This window comes from Aurantibacter sp. UH7 (assembly GCF_056839165.1).
The window spans coordinates 3,054,276-3,069,119 of the sequence record NZ_CM166388.1 but is presented as its reverse complement, the minus strand read 5'-3'; the positions used below and the strand labels follow the sequence as shown (position 1 = coordinate 3,069,119).

Sequence of the window (14,844 nt, the reverse complement as noted above, 5' to 3'; positions counted from 1 at the left end):
CAACAACATATTGCTTGGTATTACATTTAGAAAATTACTAATAAGGTTGATCATTAACTGATCTCATTTATAGAACAATGTAGAATCTGAATAACTTAAATTTTAAAAATGATTTATACTGCTAGATGTATTTTTCAGAACGCTCAGTTTTAATTTTCTGTTTATAATATTGACTTCAAATTCACCATGCATTTCATCGGATCTTTAATCGATGAAAACAACCCTTACACCGATCGACAAAATGCACTCTTGTTAAAAATTAAATACGTTCATCGAAGAATGCCTTAAAGGCGTGTCAGTCGTCGAAACGCACTAATAATAGTCTTTCCAATCCCGTTTTAATAATGTCCCCTAACCTAAAAATTTTAAAATCATGAAAAATGTATCTACCCTTCTAACCGTCGTGTTTATCATTTTTTTATCAAGTTGTTCACAGATAGAAGAAAACGATGATCCAATTATTGGTATATGGAATGATAAGACTATTTCATCTGCTAGTAAGAGCAATGAAAACATATCTCATGAATGGACTTTTAATGATGCATATCTTGGAAGATATCATCAATACAATAATAATGTAATAGATTATAAAACAGATTTTAGATGGACTGAAGAAGATGGTGTTTACACTATAACATACCCAGGAACTGATTTACCTGTTAATAAAGTTAGCATGAAAGGTTCGTTAGATGGTGATATGTTAGAATTTGTAAACGGAAGTCTATTAGCCATAAGAGAATAATTGTAACCTACAATTCGAAACCCCTATTTACCCTAATTAAAAAATGCCCTGAATTATATTTCAAAGATTCGGGGCTCTTTGATTTGTGCAAAGAAAAAACCCAGCGAATAGCTGGGTTTTTTTATAAACTAAATTGAGTTAGAAGCTATTAACATTTAAACATCAATGTTGGCGTAAACTGCATTTTTCTCAATAAACTCTCTTCTTGGTGGCACCTCATCACCCATTAACATAGAAAATACACGATCTGCCTCTGTAGCATTATCAATTGTAATTTGACGTAAAGTTCTAAATTCAGGATTCATTGTAGTATCCCACAATTGTTCTGCATTCATTTCACCCAAACCTTTGTAACGCTGTATGCTTACACCTCCACTATAACTATCTGCTATTTCATCACGCTCTTCGTCACTCCAAGCATATCGTTTTTTCTGACCTTTCTTCACTAAATATAAAGGCGGTGTTGCAATATAAACATGACCACTATCGATTAGTTCACGCATATATCTAAAGAAAAAGGTTAATATTAAAGTTTCAATGTGACTACCATCGACATCGGCATCACACATAATTACAACTTTATGATAACGTAACTTTTCAATATTCAAAGCCTTACTATCTTCTTCAGTACCGATAGAAACACCTAATGCTGTGTAGATATTTTTTATTTCTTCATTATCAAAAACACGGTGCGGCATTGCTTTTTCAACATTTAATATCTTACCACGTAAAGGAAGTATCGCTTGGAAAAATCTATCGCGCCCTTGTTTGGCCGTTCCACCCGCCGAGTCACCCTCAACTAAGAATACCTCACAATTTACAGGGTCTTGATCTGAACAGTCTGAGAGTTTACCTGGTAAGCCACCAATACTCATTACTGTCTTACGCTGTACCATTTCTCTTGCTTTGGTAGCAGCATGTCTTGCTTGCGCGGCAAGGATTACTTTTTGCACAATTATCTTAGCATCATCTGGATGCTCTTCTAAATAATTCGTCAGCATTTCAGACACAGCCTGACTAACAGCAGAAGATACTTCTCTGTTTCCTAATTTTGTTTTTGTTTGACCTTCAAACTGAGGTTCGGCAACTTTTACAGAAACGATAGCCGTTAAACCTTCTCGGAAATCATCACCCTGAATCTCGAATTTCAATTTATCGAGCATTCCTGAAGCATCTGCATACTTTTTAAGCGTACTTGTTAATCCTCTTCTAAATCCGGATAAATGAGTACCTCCTTCGTGCGTGTTGATATTATTTACATACGAATGTAAGTTCTCGGTGTATGATGTATTGTAAGTCATTGCAACTTCAACAGGAATGTCATTCTTCTCACCTTCCATGGCGATAACATTCTGAATTAAAGCTTCTCGAGAACCATCTAAAAACTTAACAAATTCTTTTAACCCTTCATCAGAATAAAAAGTCTCACCAACATAACCTGTTTCGCTTTCTTTATCCTTCTGGCGCTTATCCATTATACTAATGGTTACACCTTTATTTAAAAAGGAAAGTTCACGCATACGATTAGCAAGTGTCTCGTAGCTATATTCTATTGTTTGCTTGAATATGGTTGTATCTGGTGTAAAGGTAACAATGGTACCACGGATGTCTGTTTCACCAATACTTTTTACAGGATATAATGCTTTACCTCTTTCATACTCTTGTTCCCATATCTTCCCATCTTTATGAACGGTAGCTCTCAAATGACTTGATAAGGCATTAACACATGAAACACCCACACCATGCAAACCACCAGAAACTTTATAAGAATCTTTATCGAACTTACCACCTGCTCCAATCTTGGTCATTACAACTTGAAGTGCCGAAACACCTTCTTTCTTGTGTAAACCTACAGGTATACCCCTACCGTTATCTTGTGTAGTAACAGAATTATCTTCATTTATTATGACACTTATAGTATCACAATGGCCACCCATTGCCTCATCAATAGAGTTATCTACTACTTCGTAAACTAAATGGTGTAATCCTCTCACTCCAACGTCACCGATATACATGGAAGGACGCATACGAACATGCTCCATACCTTCTAAGGCCTGAATACTGTCTGCTGAATAATCCTTCATAGGTGCGCTTTCATTCTTTTTGGCGTCCTGCGGTTTTTCGTTTTCTTGACCTTCGTTTTTAGCTTCTTCGCTCATAAATTATTGAGTTGTTTTCAATTCAAATTTTGCAATCTTACAAATATACGCAATAGCCTATAAAACATAGCTTCATAAGACCTCAGATACCCCTAAGTTATTAACAACTATTGTGGAAAATTTAAAGTGTAAAAATGTTCTATTTAAGGAGACATAAAAAAGCTTTTAAACAACATCCTTATTACACAAAAAACCCTGCCAATTGGCAGGGTTATATTTATTTAATTGATAGAAATTACTATTTATCGTATGCTTTATCATGAACTTTAGCAATTGCTCTTCCCGAAGGCTCATTCATATTTTTAAAGGCCGCATCCCATTCTAACGCAATGGCAGTACTACAAGCAACACTTGCTTCTTGAGGTACACTTAACGCAGCTGCATCGGATGGAAAATGCTCTTCGAAAATAGATCGATAATAAAACTCTTCTTTGTTTTGCGGAGTTTGAATTGGAAATCTAAATTTTGCATTCGCTAATTGCTCATCAGAAACAGCTTCGTTAACTACTTCTTTTAAGGTATCAATCCAACTATATCCAACTCCGTCAGAAAATTGTTCTTTCTGTCTCCACGCAACACTTTCTGGTAGCATATCTTCAAAAGCTTTTCTTATAATCCACTTTTCCATACGTTCACCATTAATCATTTTATCTTTAGGGTTTAAACGCATTGCTACATCTATAAATTCTTTATCTAAAAACGGCACTCGCCCTTCGATACCCCAAGCCATCAAACTTTTATTTGCTCTTAAACAATCATACATGTGTAACTTGTCTAATTTTCGTACTGTTTCTTCATGGAATTCTTGGGCATTTGGAGCTTTATGAAAGTATAAATAACCTCCAAATATCTCATCTGCACCCTCACCAGAAAGCACCATTTTTATTCCCATAGACTTAATAACTCTTGCCATTAAATACATAGGAGTCGAAGAACGAATTGTAGTAATATCATAAGTTTCTATATTATAGATAACATCTTTTATTGCATCTAATCCCTCTTGAATTGTAAACTTAATTTCATGGTGTACCGTACCTATATAATCAGCTACTTTTTGTGCCGCCGCTAAATCTGGAGAACCCTCTAACCCTACTGAAAAAGAATGCAATTGTGGATACCATGCTTCTGATGTATCGTCTGACTCAATTCTTTTTTGAGCATATTTTTTTGCAATGGCAGACGTTACTGAAGAATCTAAACCTCCCGATAATAATACTCCGTAAGGCACATCAGACATTAACTGTCTGTGTACTGCTGCCTCTAAAGCTTCCTTAACTTCTGCAATACTCGTTTCATTTTCTTTTACAGCATCGTATTCGCGCCATTCACGATTCCACCATTTCACAAACTTACCATCACTACTGGACATGTAATGTCCGGGAGGGAAAAGCTCTATTTTAGTACAAACTCCTTCTAAGGCTTTTAATTCTGAAGCTACATAAAAAGTTCCGTTTTGATCCCATCCAATATATAAAGGAATAATTCCCATATGGTCTCTAGCTATAAAATACTCGTCTTTTTCAACGTCGTATAAAGCAAAACCAAATATGCCATTCATTTCATCAATAAAGTCGACACCTTTTTCTTTATATAATGCTAATATTATTTCACAATCAGAAGCAGTTTGAAAATTATATTTTCCGTCAAATTGTTTTCTTAATTCACGATGATTATATATTTCACCATTTGCAGCTAAAATCAAATTCTTGTCTTCGCTAAATAATGGTTGCTGCCCAGATGCTGGATCTACAATAGCCAATCTTTCATGAGCCATGATTACTTTATCATCACTATAAATACCACTCCAATCTGGACCTCTATGTCTAATTTTCTTAGACATTTCTAATACTTGAGGTCTTAAATCTTCTGCCTCTTGCTTTAAATCAAAAGCACATACAATTCCGCACATAATCTAAATATTAACTAATTGAAAGGCAAAGATGCATTCATTTATTATATATTGAAACACAAAAACATATTTAAGTTACAAATTGCAATCATTAAATGGTTTTTTAATATTAATTATTATTTTTAACCATAAACTATTAGTGATTTATAGCATTCTGTAAGTTGTATAAATTTTAACGACTGCTTTGTTACTATTTATAGTTATATGAATTAGTTTTAACTTTTCTAAATTTGGAATAAATCCAATAATACACAGACACATTATGAAAAACTTACTTACCATCGCTTTTATGGCGATAGCAATGACTTTCGCAACGCAAGCGAATGCTCAAAATTTTAGTGGACTTGATAAAAGCCCAGCCGATATTGAAACTTTTCCATCAGGACATAAAAGCTCTGAAAAATCTATAAAAGTTGTATACAGTAGACCCCAGCTTAAAGGACGTTCGGTTTCGGAATTAGCGAAAGCTGGCGAAGTATGGCGTACAGGTGCTAATGAAGCAGTAGAAATTACTTTTTACAAAGATGCTACAATTGGTGATTCTGCAGTTAAAGCCGGAACCTATTCTTTATTCTCAATTCCAGGTAGCGGAGAATGGACTATTATTTTAAATAAAAATTTAAACCAATGGGGTGCTTATAGTTATAATAAATCTGCTGATGTTGCTCGAGCTAAGGCTAGCGAAAGTACTAGTGATGAATCAATAGAAGCTTTTTCTATAATTTTTGATAAAACTGACGATGGTGCTAATATGATAATGGGTTGGGGCACGACTAGAGTTAGTTTACCTATTAAAATTTAAATTGGAAAAAATTTAAACTAAAAAACCGTCAATGTAAAGTTGACGGTTTTTTTTACGTATAAATTCGTACGCTAATTCTAGCAACGTAATCATTATATTATTTTCGACTACCTGTCATTGTAAAAGCTCCTTGATTAGTATTTCCTGAGCCAGTTAGTGCATCACCATCAATTACAATATTTACATTTACAAGCATACTTTCTACATACAAAGCGAATGAAATTTCATTCTCCTTAACTACAACATCTTCAGTTGGTATTGTTCCTCCAGGTAATTCTAGATTTACAACATAATCCCCATTAGATTTAGTAACATGCATAATGCCCTTTGAGTAAGCTGGTTCAACTCCTGGCACATAATAATCCCATGATCCTAAAACCGCATCTTTAGCTTCAACCATAGTATGCGATGTTTTTATTTCATGATTTGCCTGTAAAATACTAGTGCAAAACAATAAAGTAAATGTCAGTAACAACGAAATTAATTTAAAAAAATTCATGTCTTAATTATTAGATTATACTCAAGCAACTACCTGAGCCTAACAAAAATAACCTTTTTGTGATATTGACCAAACTTCAATGCATTAATAGGAAATTCCAATTCACTTTCATAAGTTTATCGAAACTAAAATTAAAAAAACATGAAAATAATATTTCAACATATCGTCTTTTTACTGTGTTTCGCACTTTTTAGTACTTCTACTTCTCATGCACAAGACCAACAACAAGAATTTTATCAGCTTAAAATATATTCTTTCGACAACGCACAACAAATTGAAACAACTGATAACTATTTAAAAGATGCCTACTTACCGGCATTAAAAGAATTAGGTGTTCCAACAATTGGTGTATTTAAAGACCGAGATTCTGTTATTGGCAAAACATATGTGTTAGTTCCGTTTTCGACTTTGGATGATTTTCTTGCAACAAACGAAAAGTTAGCGAACAACAAACTTCACAATTCTAAAGGTGCCTCTTACTTAGATGCCGCTTATGACAATGCTCCCTACAAAAGAATTCAGACTATTTTAATAAAAGCCTTTATCGATATGCCCAAAATGGCATTGCCGAAACTAGAAGGACCAAGAAAGGAACGAGTGTATGAACTTAGAAGCTATGAATCATCGACAGAAAAGCAACATTTGAATAAAGTAGATATGTTTAATGCTGGCGGTGAAGTACCGTTATTTGATGATCTTGGTTTTAATGCTGTTTTTTATGGCACTGTTATTTCTGGTGCTAATATGCCTAATCTAGTTTACATGACAACACACGAAAACGTAGAGGCTCAAACGGCCAATTGGAAATCTTTTTCTGACTCGCCTATTTGGGCTAAACTTAAGGTTAGACCAGAATACCAGAACAATGTGTCGCATATTGATAAATATAACTTATACCCAACTGACTATTCCGATTACTAGATAATTGAATTTTATCTCTTTGCTATTTTTTTGAAATTACAAATTCGACTCGTCGGTTTTGTTTACGACTAGATTCATCTATATTATCTAACAAAGGTGCAGTACTGCCATACCCGTTGCTCGAAATACGATTTTCACTTATTCCGGATTGCTGCAGGTAATCTGCTACCGCAGCGGCCCTTTCATTTGACAACTGTAAATTATATTTTATTGAACCTACATTGTCCGTATGTCCATTAATTGTAACCTGAAGCATTGCATTGGACTGTAAATGATGCACTAACTTTTCCAATTCTTTTTTCGAATAAGGTAATAGCACCGAATTGTCAAATTCGAAAAGGACATTTTTAAAAACATAACTTTTATCTAATTCAATATTCTTTGTTTCCTTTCCATCGGCTATGGCTACGAGTTGTTCTTCATGCTTGGGTGGGTCTTCCAAGATAACAGAAACCATGTCTACATAATAATAGGCACCTTGGTTTGCATTACGTTTCGTTTTGAACATTCGTGTTCTCTTGTTACTTTTAAAATTACCTATAACAATGAATCTCTCGTTTCCTTTTGCACGAAATTGAGTATGTACTAATATCCAGTCTTTTGTATCCGAATAAAAATTGCTATATCCTATTTCTAAATAATGATATTTGTAACCCTCTTGTTTGTACAAATGCATTTTAGAAAGTTCTTTCTTTATTGCTACATCTAATTTATTGTTGGAAAATAATACGCCAAATTCTTTTATAGCAAAATCTGAACGTTCGGCTAGACTTACATAAAATGAAACTCGATAATTTTTTCCTTTTACCAAAGAATGTTCTAATTCTACTTGCAAATATTCTCTATAATCATCGGGAGCATATAAATAAAGTCCAGCATAGCCTTTACCAAAATTTGATGGTTGAGACCCATTAAAATTCTCAGGCGTTCCCATGGCAACACTACAAGAATTAAAATAATCTGTAGAACCTAAAGTTGGAGCAGACCAATCTTGTAAATCGTGTTTTAAATTTCCAAGTCGAGTAGGACAATTGTTGTACGTTTCAAAACTGGCATTTTTCACCAAGTTTTGTCCAACACCAGAAAGAGAAATGAATAGACAAAATGTCTGGAAGAAATTGTAGAATGTAGTTCTATTTAGCATCAAAGACCTTCTTCTGGTTCAAAAAAACAACGATTCAGATACTCCATAATACTTATAAATATCGATTTACGCCCTTTAACCCAATAAGTATCTTTAGCAACTCGCTACTAATCTAATTACACATATTACAGACTATTTATGTAGTCCTCAATTAGTTGAACACCTTCTGCATGTTTAATGGTAGTACCCGTATATGGCATCGCGTAATTAGGAAATCCACTATTTATACGTTGTATAATATCTACCTTTTTATCTGAAATGTTCGTATCAGCAAATGGAGTTTCAAATCTAAAGTCAAGCGTTTCTACTACTGGGTTTCCATTAAAACCACCCTGCTGATGACAATGGGCACAATTAACCTCCATATAAGCTCTAGCTCTATTTTCTAAAGTTTCTGAAGTATCATCCCAATCTGGCAATACCACAATTTGAGAAATATCTGTAAGTCCACTTAACATATTTTTGTCTGCAAAACTCTCTAGTTGATTCTTCCCATTAACCTCTAGATTCATATTTCGAGCTTTTGGACCAATTGGAAAACTCGTACCGTTGTTATTATGACATTGTATACAGGCGGTCATATTAGGCACTTCATAAGCTATAGACTCCCAATCTCCATTATCATCTTTATAATCTACAATCACAACTTTCACATCATCAGTCTCTTCTAATACAGCTTCAGTTTGAGCGTCATTCCAAATGTATTCCCCCATTTCCCAACTACCATTCTTTTTTATTAAAACTCGTGTCTCAATTATCTTTTTACCTAATGATTCATCTCTGACATCATTTAAATAGTAAAAGGTTTTCGTTATTACAGAATTATCTGGAAACTCTAATAAACCTTCACCACTATAGGTCATTTCAGCATTCTTAGGAAGAGATATTGAACGTAACTTATAGGCATAATCGGTATACAATGGTGTTATTAAATTATACTCGTGTGAAGTTCTATTGAATTTTAAATCTGAAAGTGCTCCATCAAATATTTTTAACTCAGACAGATTTGGCAACAATTCTGCAACTGCAAAAACACGATCATCAACATATGGATCTGTTGCATTTGTTACTTCGTCTCCATTTAGTACACCATCAGCATCACAATCTGCAGCAGACCAAGCGGCATTACTAGTATTGTATTCGTCATAATTAGCATTATGCATTGGATCACATGGGTCATTTTTATCAGTACCATCTAGTATCTCTTCTGAATCTAACAAACCATCTCCATCGGTATCTAAATCATCTACATACGGGTCTGTACCATTAGTAGCCTCCACAGCATTAGTAATACCATCATTATCACAATCTGCGGCCGCCCAGATAGCATTTGAAGAGTTATAGGCCGTATAACCAGAAGCATGTATTGGATCACATGCATCATTTTTGTCTGTACCGTCTGTAGTTTCTTTACTATCAAAAATACCATCACCATCCGTATCAACTTCTGGCGTAGGTGTAGGTGTTGGAGCTGGTGAATCTGATGAACAAGATAAAAGCCCAATAAATACAAAAATCAGTAAGATTTTAAAATTCTTAATAGAGAACATGTACAAAAATTTTCGTTTAAATAGCGTAACAAAAATACTGAAACCTGCATAATAAAAGAATTATAACAGGTTAATCTGCTTTGTTTTAACGATTAATGCCAATCGATAAAGGATAACTTCTTAAAAATCGAATTTATACGTTGCACCAGCTAATATTTGAAGTCCTTGCACCTGATAATTAGACCAGCGTTGGTAGTTGTTATTAGCAATATTAGCAGCCTTTGCAAAAATTGATAATTGTTTATTTAAACGATATCCAATATGGGCATTCGCGTCAAAATAACCATCCAATTCAATTATTTCAGAAGCAAATAAATTAGCTGGAGTACTTGGCACTGCTGTAGATGAAAAATCATTCCGTTTTCCTACGTAAAATAAATTGGCTCCCATATACCATTTTTCACCAATTTGATAATCCATAAAAAAGTTCCCGGTTAAATCAGGAAGGTTCCATGCTGGGTTGTCTGTTTCGGTATTGTACGAATAATATTCAGCATTAACTCCTAGTGTAAAGTTTCGATTTACATCTACACTTAACTCACCAAAAACACCAAAGGTTTTTACATCATCATAAAAAACATCAAATGAATTACCAAAAACATATGGCCCTTCACCTCTATATGTATTTATAGGGTTCAATTTATATAAAGGTAATCTGTTTTCTGCCTTATATGAACCCTTTATATTATAGCTTAAATTAGTTAACAATTGTCCTTTTAATCCCACATAAGCATCGTATTGTTGATCAGTTGGTTGCATAGATAAAGTTGGCGAAACAAACGGATTCTCTTCAACAAATTCGTAATATGAATTTTGTCGCAAATCTCCAACTACTCCAGCATATGCAATTGCTACATCATCTAACAAACGATAAGATGCCGTTACATCTGGATAAATATGAAAACTACCATCACTATTTTCCAAATCCATTCCATATATAAATTTCGCTCCCAATCGTAACGTTAAATCATCCCGCAAAATTTTTAAATTAGGATTCAGTCCAACTTGCAAATTATTGTATTTTATCTCTCCAGTATTATCCGTATTATTTAAACTTCCGTTGGCAAACTTGCCGTTTACCCAATCAACTTTTGCTCCTAAAGACAATTCTTCATCTGTAATTGGAAAATCAAATACTGGTTCGAAAACAACTCGATTCTCTCCCGATTTATATTTATCCCAAAAACGACGATATAATATCTCACCACTTTTAAAAAACGAATCTGACATATTAAGTTTTGAACCAACCTCAGCCATAAAATAATTCTGACGTGCATCTTTCTCGTCAACGGTTGCAAATTCTAAAGCCCCTTCTGGCGTACCATACCAATTGTACAATTGGTGCTGAAAACCAACATTAGCAACCCAATCAAAATCTCTATCACGTTGCGAAAATGAAGCATCTAATTTCGAATCTGAAAATATGTTATCAAAAGTAACGTCATCAAAATCGCCACGAGAAGAATTATGTGTTAGTCCTAAATCTAATCGGTCTTCACGACCTATAGATCTACTGGTATAAAAATCGGCTAATATATTTCCTGGGTTTCCAGCTCCAACTGAAGCATACGAATTAAACAAAACAGGAGGCGGCGTTCTCTTTACTGTTGCCGCTTTACCCTTAGAAGGCGTAAACGTTGACGCAACTGGTACCGAAAAAATATTGTATTCAATATTTTTCTTTTGCAGCACAATAGAATCGTTCATTTCTGGTAACGATTTTATCTTAAATGCATCTGATATTGTTGGCGTGTAAGCTTTCGTAACCGTCACCGTTTCCGTACCCAAACCATCTTCGTCGTCACCTTCATCTTCTTGTGCCGATACATTTACACCCCATAGAAAAACGGGAATAAAAATTATAAATATATGCTTGTACATTGCTGTTCTCAATTTCATTTTGTTCTAGTTACCATTAGGATTAACTGAAGAATTACTTTTTGATTCATTGGCCTTAATCATAGCCAATTCACTTCTTGCTTCAGAAACAATTTCTGGGTATTGCGTAAAATTAGAGGTGACGTTTTCAAGAATATAAGTAGCTTGATAAGCATCGCCTAAAGCATAGAAATTTTTAGCCATTAACACTAATCCTTTTCCACCCCATTCTTTATAACTGGCATAATCTTTTGCGAGTTTCTGAACTGATATATTCGAACCTTCATGGTCTTGCGATTTGAATTTAAAATACGCATCATAATACAATGCTTCAGCGGCTAAACTACCACTAGCAATTTTCATTACATCTTGATAAGCTATTTCTGCTCTCGCTTCGTCATTAGTTGCTATTGCGGAACGCGCTATAAAAATTTGTGCATCACTTTTAATACGATTATCAATAGATGGCGTTGCCAAAACCTTTTCTGCATAAGCTATGGTCTGGTCATAATTTTTCTGTTCATAATAACCCTTCATCAAATTACTTTGTGCAAAAATCTTATTTTGTTGAATGTTTGCCTGACTTTCTAAACGCTGTAAATATGGTAATGCTGCAGCATAATTATCTGCACCAATATATATTTCGCAGACCCTTGTTAAAGCCTGTTCGGTATACTCCCCTACTCCATTATCGGCTACAAATTTGTAGTGTGGCAACGCAGTTTCTTTTTGTGATTTACCAAAGTATAATTGTGCTAAATTAAAATTAGCATTTACACTATGTGATCCATTGGGAAACTCTTTTAAATACTTTTCATAGGCCCTAATTGCAGCATCATTATTACCATCTCTCAACTGTTTTTCAGCAGATTCATAAGTAGCATTATCTAGTTCAGAATCGGTTACCTCAACAAAATCCAAGTCACGTACCCATGCGGCATACTCATCTACTCTACCAGTATCAACATAAATTAACTTGGCAGTGGCTACAGCCTGTATTGCTTCTTGTGTTTTAGGAAATTTATTTACTACAGTTTTAAATCGCTCCAGAGCTCTTTCATTATTTCCAGAATTGTAATACACTAACCCTTGACGCATCATCGCCTGTGGCACCAAAGAACTTCCACTATACTCATTAATTAATCTATCGTAAGACTGCAATCCTTTACTTTCTTGTCCGGCTGTGATATATGTATTTCCTAATTCATAAAACGCATCATCTTTTAATGTGGAATTGGAATACTTCGAAACAAAACTAGTTAGCTCTTGTATTTTGGTATCTTGTTTACCAACAAAACCATAACTAATAGCTTTATGATAAGCAGCATAATCTTTTTCTGGACCTGATAATGCAAGTGCCTTATTATAGGTTTCAATTGCTGGCCAATACTTACTGGTAACAAAATAACTATCACCCATTCGTAAATAGGTATCGTATAATTTATGCGTATCATTTGTACCGGAACCTGCATAACTGTTATAGCTGGCTATTGCCTGTCCATAATCTTTTAGTTTAAAATATGTGTACGCTAGATTATAATCCAATTCTTTTTGTTCGCTAGTTCTAGATGCTTGAGGATTACTCTGAAAACGTTTAAAACCTGCAAGAGCTTCATCATAACGATTCAACATATAATCAGATTCGGCCTTCCAATAATTCGTTCTAGCAGTAAACAACGCATCTTCTGCACTATCTAAAGATTTCTGAAATGTTTCTGAAGCCCCATCATAATCGGCAGCCACAAAAAGCTCTACCCCTCTATAAAAAGCCACACGCTGATATGTTGCTTTACTAGCATAGTTTCTATTTTTTTCAAGTAAGTCCATCGCTCCTTGAAAGTTCTTTGATGTGATATATGAATCAACCAAAAGACCTTGCATTTCTTGTGTATTTTTCCCGTTCGGATATTTCTCTAAATAATTTGAAATAACCTGAGGCACAGGCTCGTATGCATTTCCAATTTCATAACTTAAACGAGCATAGTTTAAATAAGCATCTTGTTGAATCTCTACACTAAAATCCATTTGAGAAGCATTGCGAAAAGCATTTAACGCTTCCTGCTTTTTACCCAATTTTAAATAACATTCTGCCAAATGGTAATATGCATTTTGCGACACACTATTTGTACCACCTATAATTTTATTGAATTGTTGTTCGGCAGCGGTATAATCACCTTGCTTATAATGTGCATAACCCAATAAATAATAATCCGTATTACTCCATTTACCGCGCTTGCCTTTATATTCTTCTAAATAAGGAATTGCATTATCATATTGATTTAGATTGAAATAACTCTCACCAATAATTTTATTCAATTCAGAAACTTCCTTACGGTCTGCTTTTGGAAGATATTTTTTCGCTAGCCCAATTGCTTCTTCGAATTTGCCAAGCTTAAAATTCATATCAGCTTGGTAATAGCTCATCTTTTCTTCTAAAATTTCTGGATCCGTGATTTCATCAAAACGTTGATTAGCACCTTCGTAATCATCTTCTTGATACGATATATAACCTAAATAGTATTGTGCTTGAGATCCGTAAACTGGAGAGTCTACAACTTTATTTAAATATTTTTCAGCTTCCTTAGTTTTCTTTGAAGAATACAATGAATAACCATAATTAAAATTAAAGCGCTCCATTTCCCCTCTAGAAAGTGCTCCTTGATCCACGCGGTTATACCACTTTAAAGCATATGGATATTTGCCGGTTTCAAAATAATATTCTGCCACATCGGCAAATGCATTATTTCTTTTTGTAGAAGTCGGATATTGTTCTACAAAATCTTCCATTAAGCGATCGGCCCCTAATTGATTTAAGCGAACAGCGGCGTTAGCCTCGTAATAAGCACTATTAGATTTTGTTTCACCATCTTGTGCATTGTTTTTTACTTTTTGAAATAAAGTTTGCGCAGCTTGGTATTGTTCATTGTTGTACAATGCTAAAGCATCTTGGTACATCTTCTGATCGTGCGTGTAGATTTTAGTTTCCTGGGCATTCCCAATAAAAACCATCCCCGAGAAAACGAGGATTAAAACGGTGATTCTTTTTAGCATAGCGTTCTGACTAACCTTATATTAATTTTAATAACGTCAAATATTGTACCTAAGTATATTTTAATACGCTTTTCACTGTTATTTATTGACTTCTTATTATTTTAAGTAGACATAGAGCCTATAATATTACAAAGGAAAAATATTTATGAATCGAATGGAAGTGCATTCGGTTATAACTTATTACTTTTA

The 14,844-nt window shown here is 34.3% G+C and carries 10 protein-coding genes; 3 read left to right on the top strand and 7 right to left on the bottom strand.

From position 1 onward, the window contains the following. Positions 1-373: 373 nt before the first annotated feature. The gene (locus tag UH7x_RS12840) at positions 374-742 is read left to right on the top strand and encodes a hypothetical protein (RefSeq protein ID WP_482360324.1); all 369 of its coding nucleotides are present in this window, start codon (positions 374-376) and stop codon (positions 740-742) included. A gap of 155 nt (positions 743-897) precedes the next feature. Here UH7x_RS12840 and gyrB read toward each other — a convergent pair whose 3' ends face one another. Together gyrB and asnB are read right to left on the bottom strand one after the other, a co-directional pair. After that, a complete protein-coding gene (gene gyrB / locus UH7x_RS12835) occupies positions 898-2,826 on the bottom strand; it encodes a DNA topoisomerase (ATP-hydrolyzing) subunit B (protein WP_482363604.1) in 1,929 nt (642 codons plus the stop codon). Positions 2,827-3,139: 313 nt separating this feature from the next. Then, positions 3,140-4,810, bottom strand: a complete 1,671-nt coding sequence (gene asnB / locus UH7x_RS12830) for an asparagine synthase B (RefSeq protein ID WP_482360323.1) — start codon at positions 4,808-4,810, stop codon at positions 3,140-3,142. 262 nt (positions 4,811-5,072) lie between these two features. On the opposite strand from asnB, the gene UH7x_RS12825 reads away from it, so the two are divergent. Beyond that, entirely contained in the window at positions 5,073-5,612 is a 540-nt protein-coding gene (locus UH7x_RS12825) for a DUF2911 domain-containing protein (protein ID WP_482360322.1), read from the top strand. A gap of 97 nt (positions 5,613-5,709) precedes the next feature. Here the strand turns inward: UH7x_RS12825 and UH7x_RS12820 are convergent, their stop codons facing one another. Next, positions 5,710-6,111, bottom strand: a complete 402-nt coding sequence (locus UH7x_RS12820; RefSeq protein ID WP_482360321.1) for a hypothetical protein — start codon at positions 6,109-6,111, stop codon at positions 5,710-5,712. Positions 6,112-6,252: 141 nt separating this feature from the next. On the opposite strand from UH7x_RS12820, the gene UH7x_RS12815 reads away from it, so the two are divergent. Continuing rightward, on the top strand, positions 6,253-7,032 hold the full coding sequence (locus UH7x_RS12815; protein ID WP_482360320.1) for an NIPSNAP family protein: 780 nt from the start codon (positions 6,253-6,255) through the stop codon (positions 7,030-7,032). A gap of 22 nt (positions 7,033-7,054) precedes the next feature. Here the strand turns inward: UH7x_RS12815 and UH7x_RS12810 are convergent, their stop codons facing one another. From UH7x_RS12810 to UH7x_RS12795, 4 genes are all read right to left on the bottom strand, one after another. Next, positions 7,055-8,176 carry an OmpA family protein gene (locus UH7x_RS12810; RefSeq protein WP_482360319.1) on the bottom strand — a complete coding sequence of 374 codons (1,122 nt, stop codon included), beginning with the start codon at positions 8,174-8,176 and terminating at the stop codon, positions 7,055-7,057. A gap of 125 nt (positions 8,177-8,301) precedes the next feature. Continuing rightward, a complete protein-coding gene (locus UH7x_RS12805; protein WP_482360318.1) occupies positions 8,302-9,726 on the bottom strand; it encodes a hypothetical protein in 1,425 nt (474 codons plus the stop codon). A gap of 120 nt (positions 9,727-9,846) precedes the next feature. Continuing rightward, positions 9,847-11,625, bottom strand: coding sequence for a TonB-dependent receptor (locus UH7x_RS12800; protein WP_482360317.1), 1,779 nt, complete (start codon positions 11,623-11,625; stop codon positions 9,847-9,849). A gap of 6 nt (positions 11,626-11,631) precedes the next feature. Beyond that, a complete protein-coding gene (locus UH7x_RS12795; protein WP_482360316.1) occupies positions 11,632-14,655 on the bottom strand; it encodes a tetratricopeptide repeat protein in 3,024 nt (1,007 codons plus the stop codon). Positions 14,656-14,844 lie beyond the last annotated feature (189 nt).